The organism is Streptomyces sp. NPDC030143 (genome assembly GCF_055573695.1).
Genome location: NZ_JBVIAY010000002.1, coordinates 482,945 through 504,002, shown reverse-complemented (window position 1 = coordinate 504,002; position 21,058 = coordinate 482,945). Strand labels below are relative to the sequence as shown.

Annotated in this window: 22 protein-coding genes and 1 pseudogene; 10 read left to right on the top strand and 13 right to left on the bottom strand. The window is 72.9% G+C overall.

The window, feature by feature from the left end; translation table 11 throughout:
* Positions 1–113: 113 nt before the first annotated feature.
* Entirely contained in the window at positions 114–968 is an 855-nt protein-coding gene (locus tag ACZ4YY_RS05325; RefSeq protein WP_468284028.1) for a hypothetical protein, read from the bottom strand.
* Between the two features lie 369 nt (positions 969–1,337).
* On the opposite strand from ACZ4YY_RS05325, the gene ACZ4YY_RS05320 reads away from it, so the two are divergent.
* The 6 genes from ACZ4YY_RS05320 (at position 1,338) to ACZ4YY_RS05295 (ending at position 8,717) form a co-directional block, all read left to right on the top strand.
* On the top strand, positions 1,338–3,140 hold the full coding sequence (locus ACZ4YY_RS05320; protein WP_468284026.1) for a thiamine pyrophosphate-requiring protein: 1,803 nt from the start codon (positions 1,338–1,340) through the stop codon (positions 3,138–3,140).
* Positions 3,141–3,305: 165 nt separating this feature from the next.
* Positions 3,306–4,196 carry a LysR family transcriptional regulator gene (locus ACZ4YY_RS05315; protein WP_468284024.1) on the top strand — a complete coding sequence of 297 codons (891 nt, stop codon included), beginning with the start codon at positions 3,306–3,308 and terminating at the stop codon, positions 4,194–4,196.
* Between the two features lie 80 nt (positions 4,197–4,276).
* Positions 4,277–5,332, top strand: a complete 1,056-nt coding sequence (locus ACZ4YY_RS05310) for a tartrate dehydrogenase (protein WP_468284022.1) — start codon at positions 4,277–4,279, stop codon at positions 5,330–5,332.
* A 216-nt stretch (positions 5,333–5,548) separates the two neighbouring features.
* A complete protein-coding gene (locus tag ACZ4YY_RS05305; RefSeq protein ID WP_468284020.1) occupies positions 5,549–5,926 on the top strand; it encodes a DUF2795 domain-containing protein in 378 nt (125 codons plus the stop codon).
* Positions 5,927–6,066: 140 nt separating this feature from the next.
* Positions 6,067–6,609, top strand: coding sequence for a type 1 glutamine amidotransferase domain-containing protein (locus ACZ4YY_RS05300; protein ID WP_468284018.1), 543 nt, complete (start codon positions 6,067–6,069; stop codon positions 6,607–6,609).
* Positions 6,609–8,717 carry a catalase gene (locus tag ACZ4YY_RS05295; RefSeq protein WP_468284016.1) on the top strand — a complete coding sequence of 703 codons (2,109 nt, stop codon included), beginning with the start codon at positions 6,609–6,611 and terminating at the stop codon, positions 8,715–8,717. The genes ACZ4YY_RS05300 and ACZ4YY_RS05295 overlap by 1 nt, the downstream gene beginning before the upstream one ends.
* A 238-nt stretch (positions 8,718–8,955) precedes the next feature.
* Here the strand turns inward: ACZ4YY_RS05295 and ACZ4YY_RS05290 are convergent.
* A pseudogene (locus ACZ4YY_RS05290) lies at positions 8,956–9,213 on the bottom strand (DUF6158 family protein); the annotation flags it as partial.
* A 60-nt stretch (positions 9,214–9,273) separates the two neighbouring features.
* On the opposite strand from ACZ4YY_RS05290, the gene ACZ4YY_RS05285 reads away from it, so the two are divergent.
* Positions 9,274–10,377 (top strand): baeRF2 domain-containing protein, encoded by a 1,104-nt coding sequence (locus ACZ4YY_RS05285; RefSeq protein ID WP_468284014.1) that lies wholly within the window; start codon positions 9,274–9,276, stop codon positions 10,375–10,377.
* A 337-nt stretch (positions 10,378–10,714) separates the two neighbouring features.
* Here the strand turns inward: ACZ4YY_RS05285 and ACZ4YY_RS05280 are convergent, their stop codons facing one another.
* Positions 10,715–12,334, bottom strand: a complete 1,620-nt coding sequence (locus ACZ4YY_RS05280) for an ABC-F family ATP-binding cassette domain-containing protein (RefSeq protein ID WP_468284012.1) — start codon at positions 12,332–12,334, stop codon at positions 10,715–10,717.
* Between the two features lie 42 nt (positions 12,335–12,376).
* Positions 12,377–13,045 (bottom strand): histidine phosphatase family protein, encoded by a 669-nt coding sequence (locus ACZ4YY_RS05275; protein ID WP_468284010.1) that lies wholly within the window; start codon positions 13,043–13,045, stop codon positions 12,377–12,379.
* Between the two features lie 65 nt (positions 13,046–13,110).
* On the opposite strand from ACZ4YY_RS05275, the gene ACZ4YY_RS05270 reads away from it, so the two are divergent.
* The 3 genes from ACZ4YY_RS05270 to ACZ4YY_RS05260 all read left to right on the top strand — a co-directional run bounded on the left by ACZ4YY_RS05270 (position 13,111) and on the right by ACZ4YY_RS05260 (position 15,853).
* Entirely contained in the window at positions 13,111–14,604 is a 1,494-nt protein-coding gene (locus ACZ4YY_RS05270) for a phosphatase PAP2 family protein (RefSeq protein ID WP_468284008.1), read from the top strand.
* A 214-nt stretch (positions 14,605–14,818) separates the two neighbouring features.
* Entirely contained in the window at positions 14,819–15,640 is an 822-nt protein-coding gene (locus tag ACZ4YY_RS05265; RefSeq protein ID WP_468284006.1) for a class I SAM-dependent methyltransferase, read from the top strand.
* 42 nt (positions 15,641–15,682) lie between these two features.
* On the top strand, positions 15,683–15,853 hold the full coding sequence (locus tag ACZ4YY_RS05260; RefSeq protein WP_468284004.1) for a hydrophobic protein: 171 nt from the start codon (positions 15,683–15,685) through the stop codon (positions 15,851–15,853).
* A 56-nt stretch (positions 15,854–15,909) separates the two neighbouring features.
* Here the strand turns inward: ACZ4YY_RS05260 and ACZ4YY_RS05255 are convergent, their stop codons facing one another.
* The 9 genes from ACZ4YY_RS05255 to ACZ4YY_RS05215 are packed head-to-tail and all read right to left on the bottom strand — an operon-like array spanning position 15,910 to position 21,027.
* Complete coding sequence (locus ACZ4YY_RS05255; RefSeq protein ID WP_468284002.1) at positions 15,910–16,218, bottom strand: gas vesicle protein K; 309 nt, start codon at positions 16,216–16,218, stop codon at positions 15,910–15,912.
* Positions 16,215–16,403 carry a gas vesicle protein gene (locus ACZ4YY_RS05250; RefSeq protein WP_468284000.1) on the bottom strand — a complete coding sequence of 63 codons (189 nt, stop codon included), beginning with the start codon at positions 16,401–16,403 and terminating at the stop codon, positions 16,215–16,217. Before ACZ4YY_RS05250 ends, ACZ4YY_RS05255 begins: the two co-directional genes overlap by 4 nt.
* On the bottom strand, positions 16,400–17,305 hold the full coding sequence (locus ACZ4YY_RS05245; RefSeq protein ID WP_468283999.1) for a GvpL/GvpF family gas vesicle protein: 906 nt from the start codon (positions 17,303–17,305) through the stop codon (positions 16,400–16,402). Before ACZ4YY_RS05245 ends, ACZ4YY_RS05250 begins: the two co-directional genes overlap by 4 nt.
* Complete coding sequence (locus ACZ4YY_RS05240) at positions 17,302–17,637, bottom strand: gas vesicle protein (RefSeq protein WP_468283997.1); 336 nt, start codon at positions 17,635–17,637, stop codon at positions 17,302–17,304. The genes ACZ4YY_RS05245 and ACZ4YY_RS05240 overlap by 4 nt, the downstream gene beginning before the upstream one ends.
* Positions 17,634–18,830 (bottom strand): SRPBCC family protein, encoded by a 1,197-nt coding sequence (locus tag ACZ4YY_RS05235; RefSeq protein WP_468283995.1) that lies wholly within the window; start codon positions 18,828–18,830, stop codon positions 17,634–17,636. The genes ACZ4YY_RS05240 and ACZ4YY_RS05235 overlap by 4 nt, the downstream gene beginning before the upstream one ends.
* Entirely contained in the window at positions 18,827–19,561 is a 735-nt protein-coding gene (locus ACZ4YY_RS05230; protein WP_468283993.1) for a DNA primase, read from the bottom strand. Before ACZ4YY_RS05230 ends, ACZ4YY_RS05235 begins: the two co-directional genes overlap by 4 nt.
* Positions 19,558–19,821, bottom strand: coding sequence for a gas vesicle protein GvpG (locus ACZ4YY_RS05225; protein WP_468283991.1), 264 nt, complete (start codon positions 19,819–19,821; stop codon positions 19,558–19,560). The genes ACZ4YY_RS05230 and ACZ4YY_RS05225 overlap by 4 nt, the downstream gene beginning before the upstream one ends.
* A 31-nt stretch (positions 19,822–19,852) precedes the next feature.
* Entirely contained in the window at positions 19,853–20,605 is a 753-nt protein-coding gene (locus ACZ4YY_RS05220) for a GvpL/GvpF family gas vesicle protein (RefSeq protein WP_468283989.1), read from the bottom strand.
* A complete protein-coding gene (locus ACZ4YY_RS05215) occupies positions 20,602–21,027 on the bottom strand; it encodes a gas vesicle structural protein GvpA (protein WP_468283987.1) in 426 nt (141 codons plus the stop codon). Before ACZ4YY_RS05215 ends, ACZ4YY_RS05220 begins: the two co-directional genes overlap by 4 nt.
* Positions 21,028–21,058 lie beyond the last annotated feature (31 nt).

The following is a 21,058-nucleotide window of genomic DNA, read 5'->3' as shown; positions in this document are numbered from 1 at the left end:
CGTACGGGGCCGGTGTGCCCTCGGGCTCTGAGTACCCCGTGTGCCGTGGTCCCATGGCCGCCGGCCGGAGTCGCGCCGGTCACAGCGGGGCGCGCGGGGAGCGCGGGGCGGAGTCAGGCGTGTCCCGCCGGGTCGCGGCGGCGCAGCAGCCGGTGGACGGCGGCGCCGAGCGCGCCGGCGATCAGCAGCGCGCCCGCGGCCAGGGCGGGGACGGAATCGGTGAAGGCGCCGCCGGCTCCGGCGCGCACACCGCGCTGGACGGGGGCGCCGGAGCAGGAGGCGCCGTGGGGCTGGGTCCGGTCGTGCCCGCAGGACGGGTGCGGTGCGGGGTGCGTGGGCGTCGGGCAGGGGTAGGTGTGGTCCTCGTCGCAGGCCCGGTCGGTGTCACAGGTGCCGTGGGCGGGGCGGCACGAGGGGTGGGTGGAGTGGGTCGGCACGGGCGGCGCGGAGGGGCCCGCGGGTCCGGCCGGTCCGACGAGTGCCGCGGGGGCGCCGTCGCCGGCGACGTCGAAGGTCGCCCGCCACGGGGTGCCCTCCCCGCCGGGCGGTGCGGGACAGGTGCCGTCGACGGTCCAGGCGGAGGCGGCCCCGCCCTCCCCCGCGGTCCCGGTCTCCCCCGCGGGCTCGTCGAGGTCCGCGGGCTCGTCGAGGTCCGCGGACTCGTCGAGGTCCGCGGCGGGCGCGATGCCGACGGTGCCCCGGTAGGAGGGCCCGGTCAGCTCGTCGCCCCCGGGCACCAGGGCCAGCTCGGCGGAACCGTCCGCGAAGGCCGGGGAGGTGGCGTCGAGGCTCTGCGGGGCCGGCCCGCCGAGGGGGTCGCAGGTGACGGAGACGGTGACGCTGCCCCCCGGCGAGGCCCGGCCGGGGCTCACCTCCGCCGCGGGGTCCGCCGACGCGCCCGGGGCGACGGCGACCAGGGCGGCTCCGGCCAGGGCGACGGCGGACAGGGCACGGGCGGTGCGGCACATGGGAGGACTCCTTCGGCCGACGACTGCGGGGCACGGATCGGTGCCCCACAGCCATCACAGCCCGCGCCGCCCGGGCCCGCGCGCGGCCACCCGCCATTGGCGGGACGCACACGGCCGACCGGGTGAACCGCCGGCCCTGCCGAGCGGGCGGGCGGGGCAGCGGGAAGCGCCTGCCGGGGCCGCGCGGATGCGGGGTCCCACGGACGTGCCCCCGGTCCGGAGCACGGTGTCCCCGCCTGCCCCCGCCCCGCCCGCAGCCGCCGGGCCAGGTTTTCCGGCAGCGCCGGGGGTGACTCGGCAGGGTGACTCGCCAGGAGTCACGGCACACGCACCCCACGCCCTCGTTCCCGACGCCCGGGAGGTCCCTCGATGAGCACCACGGTCTCCGACCACGTCCTTCAGCGGTTGCGCGAGTGGGGGGTGGAGCACGTCTTCGGCTATCCCGGTGACGGCATCAACGGTCTGCTGGCCGCCTGGGGCCGCGCCGAGAACCAGCCCCGGTTCGTGCAGGCCCGGCACGAGGAGATGGCGGCGTTCGAGGCCGTCGGCTACGCCAAGTTCAGCGGCCGTCTCGGGGTGTGCGCGGCGACCTCGGGACCGGGCGCGATCCACCTGCTCAACGGCCTGTACGACGCCAAGCTGGACCATGTGCCGGTGCTGGCGATCGTCGGCCAGACCCACCGCACCGCGATGGGCGGCTCCTACCAGCAGGAGGTGGACCTGCACACGCTGTTCAAGGACGTCGCCTCGGAGTTCGTGGAGACGGTGACGGTTCCCGAGCAGCTGCCGAACGTGCTGGACCGGGCGATCCGCACCGCCTACGCCCGCCGCTGTCCCACCGCGGTCATCATCCCGGGCGACGTGCAGGAACTGGACTACTCGCCGCCGACGCACGAGTTCAAGATGGTTCCCTCCAGCCTGGACCGCAGCGAGTGGACGACCGTGCCCTCGGAGGAGTCGCTGCGGCGGGCGGCGGAGATCCTCGACTCCGGGGACAAGGTGGCGATCCTGGTCGGCCAGGGCGCGGCCGGGGCGCGCGCCGAGGTGGAGCGCATCGCGGAGCTGCTCGGCGCCGGCGTGGCCAAGGCGCTGCTCGGCAAGGACGTCCTCAGCGACGAACTGCCCTACGTCACCGGCTCGATCGGCCTGCTCGGCACGCGCCCGTCGTACGAGATGATGCGCGACTGCGACACGCTCCTGACGATCGGCTCCTCCTTCCCGTACACCCAGTTCCTGCCGGAGTTCGGCGAGGCGCGGGGCGTGCAGATCGACCTCGACCCGCACATGGTGGGGCTGCGCTACCCGTACGAGGTGAACCTGGTCGGCGACGCGCGTGCGACGCTGCGGCGGCTGATCCCGATGCTGACGTCGGAGGAGGCGCGCGGTCGCGAGTGGTTCGAGACGGTGTGCGACAACGTGCGGCACTGGCGGGACGTCATGGAGCGGCGGGCGGAGCTGTCCGCCGACCCGATCAACCCGGAGCACGTGGCCCGGGCGCTGGACCCGCTGCTGCCCGACGACGCGATCATCACCTCGGACTCCGGTTCGGTGGCCAACTGGTACGCCCGGCACCTGACGATGCGGTCCGGCATGCGCGGCTCGCTGTCCGGCACGCTCGCGACGATGGGCTGCGGCGTGCCGTACGCGATCGGGGCGAAGTTCGCCCACCCCGACCGTCCGGTGATCGCGCTGGTGGGTGACGGGGCGATGCAGATGAACGGGCTGGCGGAGCTGATCACGGCGGCGAAGTACCGGGACCGCTGGCTCGATCCGCGGCTGGTGGTGGCGGTGTGGAACAACCAGGACCTCAACCAGGTGACGTGGGAGATGCGGGCCATGGGCGGCGCGCCCTCCTTCCTGCCCTCGCAGCAGTTGCCGGACGTGCAGTACGCGGCGTTCGCGCGGTCCCTGGGGCTGACCGGGGTGCGGGTGGAGAAGCCGGAGGACGTCGAGGCGGGCTGGCGTACGGCACTGGCGTCGGACGGGCCGGCGGTCGTGGAGTTCCTCACCGACCCCGCGGTGCCGCCGATCCCGCCGCACGCCACGTGGGAGCAGATGGAGGCGACGGCCGCGTCGATCCTCAGGGGCGACGCGGACCGCGGCTCGATGATCCGGCAGGGGCTCAAGGCGAAGATGCAGGAGTTCCTGCCGGGCGGCCGGGAGCGGAAGTAGGTCGGTGCCGAACGGGCACGGAACCGTGCGTCGGCGCGGAGCGGGGCGTGGTGCCGGTGAAGCCGTGGAGCCCCGCGCCGCCGCGCCCCGGCGACCGGGTCGAGCGCCGCCGGGGCCCGGCGCGGGTCCGTTCCGAGCTCCCGGGCGCCCGGTAAGAATCCAGGCATGGACATCCGGCAGCTGAAGTACTTCCTCGCGATCGTCGACCACGGCGGTTTCAACAGGGCGGCCACGGCCCTGTACGTCTCACAGCCGGCGCTGTCGCAGACCGTTCGGTCGCTGGAGCGGGACCTGGGCGCCGCCCTGTTCCACCGGATCGGGAAACGGGCCGTCCTCACGGAGGCGGGAACGGCGCTGATCGACCCCGCCCGCGCGGCCGTGCGCAGCATGGAGACCGCGCGGGCCAGTGTCGACGCCGTCCAGGAGCTGCGCACCGGCAGGCTCGACATCGCCGCGATGCCGTCCCCGGCCGTCGAACCGCTCACCTCGATGGTGCGCGGTTTCGGCGCTCGCCATCCCGGCGTGCGGGTGTGCGTGCGTGCCGCCTTCACGCCGCAGGACGTCATCGACATGGTGCGCACGGGTGCGGGGGAGCTGGGGCTGCTGACCACCTCCGGCCCGCTGCCGGAGAAGGAGGTCGTGTCCCACCCGGTCGGTGTGCAGGGGCTCGTGCTGCTGACGCCGCCCGACGGCCCGTTCCCGCCGGGCGTCCCGGTGGCCGCCGAGGCGCTGTCCGGGCACCGGCTGATCATCGTGCAGCGGGGCACGGCCGCCCGCGCCTACGTGGACGACCTGCGGGAACGGGGTGTGGACGTCGTCGTCGCCGCCGAGACCGAGCACCGGGTGTCGGTGCTGCCGCTCGTCCTGGCGGGCGTGGGTCTCGCGGTGATGACCGATTCCTGGCGCGCCGTGGCGGAGCGGGCGGGGGCGATGGTGCTCGGCCTGGAGCCGAACCCCGTCCTGCGCATCGGTCTGATCAGCCGCCGGGGGCAGCTGTCCCCGGCTGCCCTGGCCTTCCTGGACAGCGCTCTGGCGGGTCGGCTCCCCACGGGATAGCGCCCTTATCAGGCGGGCTTATAAGACCCATCCCGAACATGTCTTGGACGCGCTCGCGGCGCGCTGTTGCAATCGGCCGCATGACGAATCACCGCATCGCCCTCATCCCCGGCGACGGCATCGGGACCGAGGTCCTCCCGCCCGCCCGGCGCGTGCTGGACGCGGTCGGCCGCCGCCACGGCATCGACTTCTCCTACACCTCCTACGACTGGTCCTGCGAGCGCTACCTGCGCGAGGGCGCGATGATGCCCGAGGACGGACTGGACCGGCTGCGCGAGGCGGACGCGATCCTGCTGGGCGCCGTCGGCTACCCGGGCGTCCCCGACCACGTGTCCCTGTGGGGGCTGCTGATTCCCATCCGCCGCCACTTCCGCCAGTACGTCAACCTGCGGCCCGTCCGGGTCTTCGACGGTGTGGACGGTCCGCTGCGCGCGGCCGTCGCGGGCGAGGTCGACCTGGTCGTCGTACGGGAGAACGTCGAGGGCGAGTACAGCGAGATCGGCGGCCGGATGAACCGGGGGACACCGCAGGAGCTGGCCGTTCAGGAGGCGGTGTTCACGCGGGCCGGGGTCACCCGGATCGCCGACTACGCCTTCTCGCTCGCCGCCCGCCGCCGCGGGAAGGTCACCTCGGCCACCAAGTCCAACGGCATCATCCACACCATGCCGTTCTGGGACGAGCTGATCGCCGAGCGCGCCGCCGAGCACCCCGGCGTCGCCTGGGACCAGGAGCACATCGACGCCCTGGCCGCCAAGTTCGTCCTCGATCCCGCCCGCTTCGACGTCGTCGTCGCCTCCAACCTCTTCGGTGACATCCTCAGCGACCTCGCGGCCGCCGTGGCCGGCTCGATCGGCATCGCCCCGTCCGCGAGTCTCAACCCCGAGCGCGCGTTCCCGTCGATGTTCGAGCCGGTGCACGGTTCCGCTCCCGACATCGCCGGCCAGGGCATCGCCAACCCGCTGGGGGCGATCGGCTCGGCGGCGCTGATGCTCGACCACCTCGGCCACCCCGAGGCCGCCCGGGACGTCGACGACGCCGTCGCCGCGGTCCTGGCCACGTCGGACGTCCGTACCCGCGACCTGGGCGGTACGGCGAGCACCGACGAGTTCACCGAGAAGCTGCTCGGACTCCTCTGACGCCTTTCCACGCGCGGCGGGCGGTCCGCACGACGTGGTCGCCCCACGGTCCCGGCACGTGCACGTGCCGGGACCGTGGGGCGACGGCTCGCGGGCCCGCGCGGCGGCAGCGTCGGCGGGGGGCGGCGTCTTGCGGACATCCGTGGGGCGGATCCCGTGTCGGCTCCCGCCCCACGGGTACGCGGGGGGCCGGCCCCCGAGGATCTGGAGGGAGACATGCAGCGAGGCAGTGACCGGCTGAGCGTCCACCGGGACGACGAGATGAAGCACGAACTGCAGGGACTGCTGAGGTCCGGGCACCCGACGCGCTCGGAGGAGTGGCACGACCCGGAGCCGTCCGCGGAGGACGATCCGGAGGTCTGGGGCGGTCCGGTGGTGCCCGGCGGCGCCCGGGCGTCGCTGGCGACGGTACGGCTGGAGCTGGCCCGGATCCTGGGTCGCAGCGCCTTCCCGGCGGGCCCGGAGGAGCTGACGCGGACCCTGCGCCGCAAGAACGCTCCGGACGCCCTCGTGGAGGCGGTACGGCACCTGCCGCGCTCGGCGCGCTACAGCACGGTGCAGGAGCTGGCGCAGACCCTGGTCAGGGGCGACTGACGCACGGTGACCGGGCCGCCCCCGCTGAGGGCGGCCCGTTCGCCGCGCCCGGCGCGCCCGCGCGGGTCGCGGGCGCGGACGACACAGCGTGCCGGGGGCGACCGCGCCTCCGGCGTGTCACGAAAGGACGTTGAACGATCATGCGCATCGCGTTTCTGACGGCACCCGAGGGCGTCGAGCAGGTGGAGCTGACCGATCCGTGGCAGGCCGCGGTGGACGCGGGCCACGAGCCCGTCCTGGTGTCGACGCAATCCGGTGAGGTGCAGGCCTTCCACCACCTCGACAAGGCGGACACGTTCCCGGTCGACGAGGTGGTCGGCGAGGTGTCCGCGCAGTCCTTCGGCGGGCTGGTCCTGCCGGGCGGTGTCGCCAACCCGGACTTCCTGCGCAGCGACGAGAAGGCGGTGGCCTTCGTCCGGGACTTCTTCGAGCGGGGCCTGCCGGTGGCCGCGATCTGCCACGCCCCGTGGACGCTCGTCGAGGCGGACGTCGTCCGCGGCCGGGAGCTGACGTCGTGGCCGAGCCTGCGGACGGACCTGCGCAACGCGGGCGCCACCTGGGTCGACGAACAGGTCAAGGTCTGCGACCACGGCTCCAACAAGCTCGTCACCAGCCGCAAGCCGGACGACCTGAAGGCGTTCTGCGAGACGTTCCTGGACGTGTTCGCCGAGGAGGCCGGCTGATGGGGGAGCCGATCGACCGCAAGCAGGAGCAGCGGCAGGCGTTCCGGGCCGAGGACCCGGCCTCCGGGCCGCTCACCACCGACCAGGGCGTGACGGTCGACCACACGGACGACTCGCTGACCGCCGGCGAGCGCGGTCCGACGCTGATGGAGGACTTCCACTTCCGGGAGAAGCTCACCCGCTTCGACCACGAGCGGATCCCGGAGCGGGTGGTGCACGCGCGGGGCGCGGGCGCGTACGGCTACTTCGAACCCTACGAGTCCTGCGCCGAGTTCACGCGCGCGGCCTTCCTCCAGGACCCGTCGGTGCGCACGCCCGTGTTCGTGCGGTTCTCCACCGTGCAGGGCCCCAAGGGTTCGGCGGATACGGTGCGGGACGTGCGGGGCTTCGCGACCAAGTTCTACACGTCGGAGGGCAACTACGACCTGGTCGGGAACAACTTCCCGGTCTTCTTCATCCAGGACGGCATCAAGTTCCCCGACTTCGTGCACGCGGTGAAGCCCGAGCCGCACAACGACATCCCGACCGGCGCCTCCGCCCACGACACCCTGTGGGACTTCGTGTCGCTCCAGCCGGAGACGCTGCACGCCATCATGTGGCTGATGTCGGACCGGGCGATCCCGCGCAGCTACCGCATGATGCAGGGCTTCGGCGTGCACACCTTCCGCTTCGTGAACGCGGAGGGCAGGGGCACGTTCGTGAAGTTCCACTGGACGCCGAAACTGGGTGTGCACTCGCTGGTGTGGGACGAGGCCCAGGAGTGCCAGGGCCGCGACCCCGACTTCAACCGGCGTGACCTGTGGGACGCGATCGAGGCGGGCGAACACCCCGAGTGGGAGCTGGGCGTCCAGCTCGTCCCCGAGGAAGACGAGTTCGCCTTCGACTTCGACCTGCTCGACCCGACGAAGATCATCCCGGAGGAGCAGGTGCCGGTGCGGCCGATCGGCCGGATGGTGCTCGACCGCAACCCGGAGAACTTCTTCGCCGAGACCGAGCAGGTCGCCTTCCACACGGCGAACGTCGTGCCGGGCATCGACTTCACCAACGACCCGCTGCTCCAGGCCCGCAACTTCTCCTACCTGGACACCCAGTTGATCCGCCTCGGCGGCCCCAACTTCTCGCAGCTGCCGGTCAACCGGCCGGTGGCGCCGGTGCGCACTAACCAGCGCGACGGCTACCACCAGAGCACCGTCCACCGGGGCACGAACTACTTCCCGAACTCCCTCGGCGGCGGTTGCCCCGCGCACGCGGGTGTCGACGGGAAGGCGTTCACCCACTACACGGAGCGCGTCGACGGGGCCAAGATCCGCCGGCGCAGCCCGAGCTTCAAGGACCACCACAGCCAGGCGGCGCTGTTCTGGAACAGCATGGCCGACTGGGAGAAGCAGCACATCGTCGAGGCCTTCCGGTTCGAGCTGGGCAAGGTCGAGGCACGCACGGTGCGCGTCCGCACGGTCGGCGAACTGGCCAAGGTGGACGGCGCGTTGGCGGCGCAGGTGGCGCGGGGCATCGGTGTGCCGGAGCCGGAGGAGACCCGGACGGCGTCCAAGCTCTCCTCCCCCGCGCTCAGCCTCGACGCGCGGCCGCTGCGCGGGGACGGTTCGATCCGCACCCGGCGGATCGCGGTCCTGGTCGCCGACGGCGTCGACGCGGACCAGGTGACCTCGGTGCGCGAGGGACTGGCGGCCGAGGGGGCGATCGTGGAGGCGCTGGCGGCGACGGACGGCACGGTGCGGGGCGCCGACGGTGAACTGTATGCGGTCGACCGCGCACTGCCGACCGTCGCCTCCGTCCTGTACGACGCCGTCCTGTTGCCCGGTGGGCCCACGGGGACGCCGTCGGTGGCGGTGGACCCGGATGTCGTCCGGTTCGTGCGGGACGCCTACCGGCACGGCAAACCGGTCGGAGCACTCGGTTCCGGCGTGGGTGTGCTGTCGGCGCTGGAGCTGCGGGGGGTGCGGTTGTCCACCGAGTTCCGGCGGGTGGTCAGCGACCTGGGCGTGGTGACGGACACCTCTCCCGGCGTCGCGAGCAGCGAGTTCGTACAGCAGTTCGTAGAGGCGATCGCGGCACACCGGCACCAGGGCCGGCAGCCGCTGCGGCACTGAGCGGACGCGCTCTCAGGGCGGCCCCCTCCTGCGGGTGGGGGCCGTCTGGTCCCGGAGTCCGGACCGGACCCGGACAGGGGTCCCGGCCGACAGGGACCCGGTGGGGTCAGGTCGCGCCGGGGCCCTCGGCCGTTCCCGGTCCCGTACGGCGTACCGTTCCGCCGCCCGGTGTCCGGCCGGGCGATCCCGGGCCCCACTTGCCCACCGGGGTGTCCGAGGAGGGCCTGCCGCCCATCTCCTCCGCGGTGGCGCGGTCGCGGGCGCCCTCGCGGGTGCGGCCGGGGGTGACGGAGCGGCGCGGATTGCGGCGCAGGTACTCGCCCTCCAGCCGTGCCATGCGGTCGTTGTGGGCGCGCAGCGCGTCGTTCGAGCCGTACAGCAGGGTGTCGTGGCGCGTGCGGTGGATCGTCTCCAGCTCTTTCATGAGCTGCTGGTCGTCCAGCCGGTCCGGGTCGACTCCGGTCATCGTGGTGCCCCGCTCGTCGTGTTCGTCCATGAGGTTCGGGTACCCGCCCGGTGAGCACGAAGACCCCCGAGCGGCATCCGGGAGGGAGCCATGGATCTCGCTTTTCTGCATCCACTGTACGAACAATCCGGCCCCTGGGCCTCCGTGTACGTCGACACCTCACGACACACGGAGAGCACCCCCCACGAACGTCGCCTCACGGCCTCCGCCATGGCGCGGGAGCTGGCCGAACAGGGCGCGGACGAGGCCACGTGCCGTGCGGTGGAGCGTGCGGTGGAGGAGTTGGGTCACTCCTCGGAACCGCACGGGCGGGCCCTGTTCGCGCGGGGCGGCGAGATCGTCCTCGACCCGGCGCTGGCCCGGCCCCCGCAGGGCGACCGGGCGGAGTGGGCGCCGCTGCCGAGGGTCACACCGCTGCTGGAGCTGGCCGATCAGGACCCGGTGTGCGTCGTGGCCTACATCGACCGCAAGGGCGCGGCCTTCGAGCTGCGCAGCGCCATCCGTCGTGAGGACGCGGGGTCGGTCACCGGCCGGCAGCATCCCCTGCACCGCACGTCGACGGCCGACTGGTCGGAGCGGCACTTCCAGCTGCGGGTGGAGAACACCTGGGAGCACAACGCGGCGGAGATCGCCGACGCGCTCGCCGTGTGCCAGGAGGAGACCGGCGCCGACCTGCTCGTCCTGGTGGGTGACGACCGGGAGCGGCGGGCCGTGCACGACCGGTTGCCGCAGCGGCTGCACGACCGGACGGTCGAGGCGCCCCACGGCACGGGCAGCAGGCTGCTCGACGAGGACGTGGAGAGGGCCCGTGCCGAACACGCCCGCCGACTGGCCGAGGCCGAACTGGAGCGGTTCCTTGCCGCCCGGGCGCCGGACGAGGAGGGGCGCGCCGCGGCCGTGGAGGGGGTGCCCGCGCTGGTCGAGGCGGCCCGCGAGCACCGGATCGACGAACTGCTGATCCGCGCCGACGGTTCCGACACGCACCGCGAGGTGTGGATCGGCGAGGATCCCGACCAGCTGGCGGTGCGCCGCACCGAGCTGAAGACGCTCGGCGAACAGCACTCGTGGGCGGCCCGCGCGGACGACGCGCTGATCCGCTCGGCGGTCACCACGGACGCCCCGGTCCTCGTCGTCCCGCCCACGGAGGAGGAGGCCCCGGTGGGCGGCCTGGGAGCACTGCTGCGCTGGAAGTGACGGGACGGCGACGAACGTGCCGCCCCCTGCCGGGTGCGCCTGGCAGGGGGCGCATGCGCGCGGCCCGAGGGGCGCTCGGCCGACCCGGGACCGCGCAGGGGAGAAGCCGGCCCGCGAACCCGCAGGAGAACTGCCCCCGGCCGGAGCCCCCGGGGAAGCTGCCGACTCGGCCCCCCAGGGAAACTGCCGCGCTGGAACCCCCGGGAGCTGCCACCCTGGGAACCCCCGGGGAAGCTGCCGCCCTGGAACCCCCGGGGAAACCCGGCAGGGGGAACAGCCGGGCCGAGAGCACCCCGGGGAGCGGTCGGCCCGTCCGTACCCCCGACGCGCCCGTCCCCTAACGTGCCCGTTCCACCCGGCGTTCGTCCCACACCGGTTCCGGGGTCTCCCGGACGCGTCCGTCGCTGCCGAAGACCAGGAAGCGGTCGAAGGAGCGGGCGAACCAGCGGTCGTGGGTGACGGCGAGGACCGTGCCGTCGAAGGCCTCCAGGCCTTCCTGCAACGCTTCGGCGGACTCCAGGTCGAGGTTGTCGGTCGGCTCGTCGAGCAGCAGGGCGGTGACGCCCTGCAGTTCCAGCAGCAGGATCTGGAAGCGCGCCTGCTGTCCGCCCGAGAGCCGGTCGAAGGCCTGCTCGGCCTGCTGCGTCAGCTCGTAGCGGCGCAGCCGGGACATGGCCGCACCCCGGTCCTGGGAGTGTTCCTGCCACAGGATGTCCAGGAGGGTGCGGCCCATCAGCTCGGGGTGGGCGTGGGTCTGGGCGAAGTGCCCCGGGACCACGCGCGCGCCGAGCTTCCACTCCCCCGTGTGGGCCACGTCGTCGCCGGCGAGTAGGCGCAGGAAGTGCGACTTGCCGGAGCCGTTGGAGCCGAGCACGGCGACGCGTTCGCCGTAGAACACCTCGAGGTCGAAGGGCTTCATCAGGCCGGTCAGCTCGAGCCCCGCGCAGGTGACGGCCCTGACGCCGGTGCGGCCGCCCTTGAGGCGCATGGTGATGTCCTGCTCGCGCGGCGGCTCCGGCGGCGGGCCCGCCTCCTCGAACTTGCGCAGCCGGGTCTGCGCGGCGTGGTACCGGGAGGCCAGCTCGTGGCTGATGGAGGCGGCCTGACGCAGGTTCAGCACGAGTTTCTTCAGCTGCGCGTGCTTCTCGTCCCAGCGGCGGCGCAACTCCTCGAAGCGGGCGAAGCGTTCGCGGCGTGCCTGGTGGTAGGTGGCGAAGCCGCCGCCGTGCACCCAGGCGTCGGCGCCGGTGGGTGAGGGCTCCACGGAGACGATCTTCTCGGCCGCGCGGGAGAGCAGTTCGCGGTCGTGGGAGACGAAGAGGACCGTCTTGCGGGTCTCCTTCAGCCGCTCCTCCAGCCAGCGTTTGCCGGGGACGTCGAGGTAGTTGTCGGGCTCGTCGAGCAGCAGCACCTCGTCGGTGCCGCGCAGCAGGGCCTCCAGGACGAGCCGCTTCTGCTCACCGCCGGAGAGCGTGCGCACCTGCCGCCACTGCGCCTTCTCGTACGGCATGCCGAGCGCGGCCGTGGTGCACATGTCCCACAGCGTCTCCGCCTCGTACCCGCGGGCCTCGGCCCAGTCGGCGAGGGCCTGCGCGTAGCGCATCTGCGCGGCCTCGTCGTCGACGGTCATGAGGGCGTGCTCCGCCTCGTCGACGGCCCGGGCGGCCGCCCGCACGCGCGGCGTGGACACGGACACCAGCAGGTCGCGCACGGTCGTCTCGTCGCGTACGGAGCCCACGAACTGGCGCATCACGCCGAGTCCGCCGCTGACGGTGACGGTGCCGCCGTGCGGCTTGAGCTCGCCGGAGATCAGCCGCAGCAGGGTCGTCTTGCCGGCCCCGTTGGGCCCGACGAGGGCGACGACGGCCCCTTCCCCGACCCGGAAGGACACGTCGCCGAGCAACGCCCTCCCGTCGGGGAGGTAGTACTCGAGGTGCGCGGCTTCCAGATGTCCCATGGGCAGGCATTCTGCGGGCCGCCCACGAGCCCGGGCAAACCGTTATCCGCGCGGGCCGGCCGCCCCGTCCACCGGTTCGCCCGCCGGCCCGCCCTCGCCCGCCGGGCTCACCGTCGCGCCCGCCCACGACAGGGCCTTCCAGCCGTCGGCCGGGGAGCCCTCCAGGATCACCACGCCGGTGTTGGCGAGGCGGTGGGCGGCGGCGAAGGGGACGTCGACGTTGTGGGCGCGCGCGGCCGTCCAGGTGCGGATCGCCGCGCCGTGGCTGACCACCGCGACGGTTCCCGCACCGCTGTCGGCCGCCTCGGCGACGACGGCGTCGTAGCGGGCGAGGAACTCGGTGCCGCTCTCGCCGCCGGGCATGCGCAGCCCGGTGTCCCCGGCCGCCCAGGCGAGGGCGGTGCGCACATAGAGTTCGCCCCGCTCCGAGTCGCCGGGCAGCATCTCCAGGTCGCCGGCGGAGATCTCCCGCACCCCGTCACGGACGCGCATCCCCAGGCCGCGGGCGGCGGCCAGCGGGGCGGCCGTGAGCCGGGTGCGCACCAGAGTGGAGACGTACAGCGCCTCGATGTCCTCGTCGGCGAGGACGGCGGGCAGCGCGGCGGCCTGCCGCTCGCCGAGCGCGGTCAGGGACGCCCCGGGGACGGCGGTGTCCAGGAGACGTTCCACGTTGGCGGGGGTCTCGCCGTGGCGGACGAGGATCAGTCGCATGCGGCCCCTTCCGGTGTCCTGCCCGCCCCGCGCGGGAAACGGCCCCTGCAGGGTACCCGCAGCTCATGAGCCCAGACGTCGACCTGACCGCCCTGAAACCCGGCCGCCACGGGGTGCGCGACCGGCTGCTCGCCCTGGACTGCCGGCTGTTCGAGTTCGCCGCCGAACGGCACTGGCCCGCAGCCGGGCCCGTCCTGCCGCGCCTGAGCCGCAGCGCCAACCACGGCGTGCTGTGGTTCGCCGCGGCCGCCGCCATCGCGGCGAGCCGCACGCCCCGGGCCCGCCGGGCGGCCGCCCGCGGGATCGCCTCGCTGAGCCTGGCGTCCCTGACGATCAACACCCTCGGCAAGCGCTCGGTGCGCCGCGCCCGGCCCGGGCTGGACCCGGTGCCGCTGGTCCGGCAGCTCAAGCGCCAGCCGATCACCACGTCCTTCCCCTCCGGGCACTCCGCGTCGGCGGCGGCCTTCGCGACGGGGGTGGCCCTGGAGTCGCCGGCGTGGGGCGCGGTGGTGGCGCCGGTCGCGTTCTCCGTGGCGATGTCCCGCGTCTACACCGGGGTCCACTTCCCGAGCGACGTCCTGGCGGGCGCGGCCCTGGGCGCGGGCGCCGCGTTCGCCGTACGGGCGCTGGTGCCGACCCGCGCCGGGGTCGTCCCGCACGCCCGGCCGCGTGCCCAGGCGCCGGCGCTGCCCGACGGGGAGGGTCTCGTCGTGGTGGCCAACACCTCCGCCGGTACCGCCGAACGGATCCACGCCCTGCGCGACGAGCTGCCGCTCGCGCGGATCGTCGAGTGCCCGCCCGCCGAGGTGCGCGGCGAGTTGGAGAAGGCCGCGACGTCCGCGCGGGCCCTCGGGGTGTGCGGCGGCGACGGCACCGTGAACACGGCCGCCGAGGTCGCCCTGCGTCACGGGCTGCCGCTGGCGGTCGTGCCCGGCGGCACGCTCAACCACTTCGCCCACGACCTGGGCATGGAGGACGTCCGCGGGCCGGGGCGGGCGGTGCGCGAGGGCGAGGCGGTCCGCGTGGACGTGGGACGGTTCGCCTGCGCGGGACGGCGGGGCGTGTTCCTGAACACCTGCAGCCTCGGCGTGTACCCGGAGCTGGTGCGGGAACGGGACCGCTGGTCGCACCGGATCGGCGGCTGGCCCGCCGGTGTCCTGGCCGCGCTGCGGGTGCTGCGCGCGGACCGGCACCCGCTGGAGGCCCGGGTCGCGGGCCGCCCGCACCCCCTGTGGCTGCTGTTCGCCGGGAACGGCACCTACCACCGCATGGGCCTCGCCCCGGGTCGCCGCCTCGACCTGGCGGACGGCCGTCTCGACGTGCGGGTGGTGCACGGCGGCCGCCGGCCCGCCCTGCGGCTGCTCGCCGCGGCCCTCGCCGGACCGCTCACCCGGTCTCCCGTCCACGCGGCGGTCCAGGTGGGCCGGCTGCACCTGTCGGGCGTCGCCCCCGGCACGCTCCTCGCCCACGACGGCGAGGTCACCGAGGTGGAGGGGGAGGTCACGCTGGAGAACCTGCCCGAGGCACTGACCGTCTACCGCCCCGCGAACGGGAACTGACGGCGCGGACGCCGCCGCGGGGACGATCACGCCCCCGTCGGCGGCCCTGCACGACAGCCCCCGGCCGACGCTTGGCCGCCTATACGTGACGCACTGTCAGTCCACATTGCAGAACAAAGTGTCTCACCATGCGGTTGCATGCGTATCGTGGCCGTCACCCCCGGGTCCGCTCCGGCGAACCCGGGGGCCCGGTCCGCAGAGAAGGGGCACAGCCATGCCGAAAGCGCGGGAGACCGCCGTCTACACGCACGGGCACCACGAGTCGGTGCTGCGGTCGCACACCTGGCGGACCGCCGCCAACTCCGCGGCCTACCTGCTGGGCTCGCTCAAGCCCCACATGCGGATCCTGGACGTCGGCTGCGGGCCGGGCACCATCACCGCCGACCTCGCGGCCCTGGTCCCCGCCGGACACGTCACCGGCGTCGACCACGCACCGGGCATCCTGGAGCGGGCACGGGCCACCGCCGGCGAACGCGGCCTGGACAACGTGGACTTCGCCGTCGCCGACGTCCACGCCCTGGACTTTCCCGACGACAGCTTCTGCGTGGTCCACGCCCACCAGGTGCTCCAGCACGTCGGCGACCCGGTGCAGGCGCTGCGCGAGATGCGGCGGGTCACTCGGCCCGGCGGGTTCGTCGCCGTCCGCGACGCGGACTACGCCGCCATGACCTGGTACCCGCACTCCCCCGGGCTGGACGACTGGCTGGAGCTGTACCGGCGGGTGGCCCGCGCCAACGGCGGCGAGCCCGACGCGGGGCGCCGGCTGAGGTCCTGGGCGCTGGCCGCCGGCTTCACCGACATCACCGCCACCTCGGACACCTGGACGTTCGCCACTGCCGAGGAGCGGCGGTGGTGGAGCGCCCTGTGGGCCGACCGCACCCTGGCCTCGGCCTACGCGGAACGCGCCACGCGGGGCGGACACGCCGACGCGGAAGGCCTGCGGGCCGTGTCGGAGGCCTGGCGGGAATGGGGGCAGCGGGAGGACGGATGGTTCGCTGTTCTGCACGGAGAGATTCTGTGCAGAAAAGAAGCCTGATTCACACATTCGGGGAAACCCGAAATGCAGGAGGTTCACACAATGGTTCCCATCCTGCTCGTACTGTTGCTGGCCCTTGTTCTCTTCGGCGCCGGATTCGCCGTCAAAGTGCTGTGGTGGATCGCGCTGGCGGTCCTCGTCCTGTGGCTGCTGGGATTCGTGATGCGCGGGACGACCACCGCGGGAGGCAGGGGCCGCTGGTACAGGTGGTGACGTCACCACCGCGGCAGCGGCGAGTGACGTCACTCGCTGCTACCGCGGGAGTGACGTCACTCCCGCGGTAGCAGCGGCCCGAGCGGCCCGAGGTCCAGATTGAGGTCCTCGGGCCGCAGTCCGTAGCGCTCCCGCAGCTCGGTCATGCGGTCGTCGAGCAGCATCAGCGTCAGCCCGATCCGCTCCTCCTGCTCCTCGCTCAGATCCCCCTGGTCGAAGCGGCGCAGCGCCTGCCGTTCCATCAGCTGGCGCAGCAGCTCCACCACGGTGAGGACGAGTTTGACCAGGTCGCGCTCGACCGTGTCGGGCTCGAGGTCGAGCCGGTTGCGGTGGCGCGGTGCCGGCCCGTTGTCCGAAGTCGTCACACCCACTCTCCAAAGGGCGACGGAACGTTCTTGTTCACGGAGCTGATCAGGGCGTTCAGGTCGATGCGGACCAGGTCGACATCGGCGATCCGCAGCGTGATGTCGCCGGTGATGACGACCCCGCCGGCCAGCAGCCGGTCGAGCAGGTCGACGAGGGCGACCTCACGGCGCTCGACGACGGTCATACCCCTTCCTCCCCGGACGTCACGGACTCGGATTCCATCGGATTGGATTGCACGTGCCCGGATTCGGTGGGCCCGGATTCGACCGGCTCCCCCGATTCGGCTTCCGGATTCTCCACGAAGGAGTACGCGGCCCACGGACCGGTGAGCTCGACGCGCATTCCGGATTCCTCGCCCTTCGTACGGTCCACTATTTCCACGAATTCCTCTGATTCCGCGCGCGGGACCAGATAGGCGGCGTTCAGAACGTTCTGACCGGGGGCGCGGGAAAGCGACGCGTTCTGCGGCGCGTGCAGTCGGGCCGCCTCCGCGTGCGAGGACAGCAGGGAGTGCAACCGGCCGGCGAACCGCTCGGCCCGCTGCCAGGTGTCCTCCTGCGCCCTGGCCCGCATGCTGCGCCGGCGCAGGTAGTCGCGACCGGAGACGGCCGGGGCGCCGGCACCCGCGGCGCCGGACGCGGCGCCCTCCCCGGTGCCGGACAGAGCCGCCTGCGACGCCGGTCCCGCCTCCGGCTCGACATAGATCTTCACGCCCCACTCCACGCGCCCCTGCAGTCGGTCCAGGGTGCGCCGGAAGTACTCTTCTCGTTCCTCCATCATCACGCGGACGCCACTGTCGTCCCGGAAGACGGTGCCGAGCCGCAGCGGCAACGGGGTGGTGACCGCCGTGAGCGCGTCGACGACCTGCTGGTGGGCGCGGGCGGTCTCGGTGAGCCAGTCCAGGTCCTCCAGATGGGCCCGCAACGGCGCCTCGTCGAAGTCCCGCGCGGGAACATGGCTCAGGACGGCGACGAGGCCGTGGTGGTGCAGCAACCTCGGCGGATCACCGGCCACGCCCTTGAGTTGGACCTGCAGCGGGGTGCCGAAGGGCCGGCACACCGCGTACACGTACCGCAGTCCGGTCATGGGGACTCCTCCCTGGCAGGCCGCGGTTCCAGCTCCTCGAGCCTCGCCAGTCGCTCACGCAACTCGGCGTTCTCCCGCGTGAGTTGGTTGCGGCGGGCGCGGGAGGACAACTCCGGGTCGTCCTCCCACCAGTCGATGCCCATCTCCTTGGCCTTGTCGACGGAGGCGACGATGAGGCGGAGCTTGATGGTGAGCAGTTCGATGTCGAGCAGGTTGATCCGGATGTCGCCGGCGATGACGATGCCCTTGTCGAGGACGCGTTCCAGGATGTCCGCGAGGTTGGCACCGCTGCTCTGGCCGTACGGCTCCGGCATCCGGCTCGGCATGGTCATCGTCGACTCCGTTCGTCGTCTTCGACGTAGTCGGCGTCCTCCGCCTCGCCCTCGCCCTCGTCCTCGTCCTCCTCGTCGTACTCGTCCTCGGGCTCCTCACCCGTCTCGGACTCGGGCTCCTCGTCCTCTTCGTACTCGTCCTCCGGCTCCCCCTCGTCCTCTTCGCGGTCCTGACCTTCGGGGGCCTCGTCCTCCTCGCGGTCCTGACCTTCGGGGGCCTCGTCCTCCTCGCGGTCCTGACCTTCGGGGGCCTCGTCCTCCTCGCGGTCCTGACCTTCCTCGCTCGCTTCGCTCTCCTCGCTCTCCTCCGCCACCGCGTCGTCGTGGGAGCGGGCGACCTCGCCGTCGCGGATCTCACCGCGCCAGCCGTCCTCGACCTCTCCCTTGAGCGTGATGAAGCGGGCGAAGTTCTTCAGGTCGAGCCGGGCCCGGCGGCCCTGGGCACGCCAGATGTTGCCGGTCTTCTCGAACAGGCCCGTCGGGTAGTACTCGATGACCAGCAGCACGCGGGTGAGGTTGTCCGCGATGCGGTGGAAGGAGACGACGCCCTTGGTGGTGCCCTTGGCGCCCTCGGACGACCAGGAGATCCGGTCGTCCGGGACCTGCTCAGTGGTCTTCGCCTTCCAGCTGCGGTTGGACCAGAAGACCTTCATCTGCCAGTCGCTGGTGGTGTCGTCGGCGCGGCTCGCGCTCTTGACGCCCTTGGCGAACGTGCTGAAGTCCTGGTACTTGGTCCACTGGTCGTAGGCGGTGCGCAGCGGCACGCCCACGTCGATCTGCTCCATGATGACGGTGGGCTTGGAGCCGGAGCTGCTCTTGCGCTTGCCGCCCTTGCCGCCACCGAGGTTCTTCAGCGCGCCGGTCACCTTGTCCTTGACGCGCGATCCGCCGAGTTCCAGAGCGGTGCGCACGGGCCCCTTGCCGCCGGCCAGCTTGCGGCCGCCGTCCAGGGCCATCTTGGCGAACCCGGGGCTGTTGCCCTCGGCGATGTCGTTCAGCTTGCCCGTGGTCTCGCCGAGCTTGCGACCGACGCCGACCAGCGCGCGCTGGGCCTGAGCCGCGAGGTACTCCTGCACCTCCGCCTTCAGCCGGTCGGCGGCCTCGCTCTGCGCGACACCGGCGAGCGGGTTGCCGCCGGTCGCCTTGGTCGCCTTTCCCGCGGCGGACTTCGCGGATCCGAGGGTCTCGGTCATCGCTCACCGCCTCCCTTCGCTCCCCGGGCACCGGAGGCCGTCCTCGTCGCCGTCTGCCTGACCGCCGTGGCCTTCTTCGCGGCCCTCTTGGCCGGCGGCTTGACCGGGGCCTTCTTCGCGGCCCGCTTGGCCGGCGCCTTCTTTTCCCGCCGCCTTTCCTCGCGGGCAGCCTCGGGCTCCTCCTCCTCGTCCCCGGCAGCCTCGGGCTCCTCGTCCTCGTCCCCGGCCGCCTCGGGCTCCTCGTCCTCCTCCCCGGCCGCCTCGGGCTCCTCGTCCCCGGCCGCCTCGGGCTCGTCGTCGTTCTCTTCGGACGCCTCGGGCTCCTCGTCCTCCTCCTCGGCCGCCTCGGGCTCCTCTTCGTTCTCCTCCGGCTCCTCCTCGTCCTCGGAGCGCGCGCCGTTCGCACCGGGCACGACGCCCGCGAGCTGGTCGCGCACCTGGGAGGTGCGGTCGTGCAGCCGGTCGGCGAGCGCGCCTATCTGCCGTTCGACCAGCGCTCCGGAGGCCGCCTTGCCGACCCCGCCCAGCTCCTGGCGGAGCTGGTCGCCGATCTCCTTGAACTGCGGGTTGTCCTTCATCTGCTTGGACACGAGGTCGGCCAGGGCCCGCGGTGTGACGTTCAGCCGCTTGCCGGCCACCAGCGAACCGACCGCGAACGCCAGCTTCATCTTCTTCGTACGTCCGAGGACATACCCGGCCCCTACGGCGAGGCCCAGTCCCACTCGGTTCATCGTGCCGTCCCGTCGTCGCTTCCCGTGCTTCTGCGCGAAGCGATCTCCAGCCGCTCCAGGAGATCGTCCTCCATCCGGTCGAACTCCTCCTCCGTGATCTCTCCGGACTCCAACTGCTCCTCGAGCCGGGAGAGTTCGGACCGGACCGTCGCGGGGTCGTAGTAGATCCGCTCGGCCTCGTGCACCACCTGTTGGATGACCCACGCGCTGCCGCGCACCGGGGCGAACGGCAACAGGAGCACCTCCGATATCAGGCCCATCTCCCAGCTCCTCTGCTTCTTGTGTGCTCCGCTACTGCGCCGCGGGCACGGCGGGCTCGGCGGGGCCGGGCTCGACGAAGCTGTACGGCGGCAGCGGCCCGTTCACGCGCACCTCGAGGTGCGGGCGCTCCTCGCGGAGCCCGTCCACCGCCTCGAGGAACCGGGCGGCGGAGTCGCGGTCCACCAGGAACGAGACGTTGGCCAGCCAGCCCGTGGACTCGGGACCCGCCTCGACCCCCGCGGCCAGCGGCTCCAGCGTCTGCCGGACCTCGGCCGCGTCGGCCGCCTCACGGCTCTTGACCGCGGCGGCCACCATCTCGCCGAGCTGCAGCTTCTGCTCGTAGGTGCCACCGCCGGCCTGGCGGTTGGCCTCGGCCAGGGCCCGCAGCTCGGGGCTCTCGGCCATCACCTGGTGCAGCACGGCCTCCTCCACGTGGGAGGCCTTGACGTTGTACTCGACCCTGCCGTCGAGGGCCTGCAGGCGCTCCAGGTAGTGCTCGACGCGCTCGGCGAGCACCCCGGTGACCGCGCTGTCGTCCGGGGCGACGCTGCCGAACCGCATGGGCAGCACACAGCCGCCGGCACCCACCTCGCCGAGGACGGCCTGGTGGGCGAGCAGGTCCCGGCGCTTGGGACGCAGACCCTCCGGTGCGTCACTGACGATCGCCGCCAGCTCGCCCTCCTTCAGCACCCGCACCGGCATGGGCGGCTCGCCCACGCCCCCCAGTTCCCCGGGGAGGGCGGGGTGGGAGGCGGCGGTGATGCCGTAGACGTAAGTGCTCACTCCTGCTCCTCCTTACGACGCGTCGTGGTGGACTTGCGGGCACGCGGCCTGTCCTCGGACTGGCTCTCCTCGCGGGCCTGCTTGAAGGCACCGGAGATGGTCTCGGCGGCCCCGGACAGCGCGCCCTTGGACTTGCCGCGGGCACCGGACTCGGTGACCTCGCCGACGATCTCGGGCAGCCCCGGGCTCTTGCGGGGGCCGGCCTCGAGGTCGAGACGGTTGCACGCCTCGGCGAAGCGCAGGTAGGTGTCGACGCTGGCCACGACGACACGTACGTCGATCTTCAGGATCTCGATGCCGACCAGGGAGACCCGTACGAACGCGTCGATGACCAGACCCCTGTCGAGAACGAGCTCCAGGACGTCGTAGAGGCCGCTGGAGCCGCCTCCGCCACCGGACTGCTGTGCCGGGACAACGGTCATGCCGACCGCACCTCTTCCTTGTCTCGCGAAT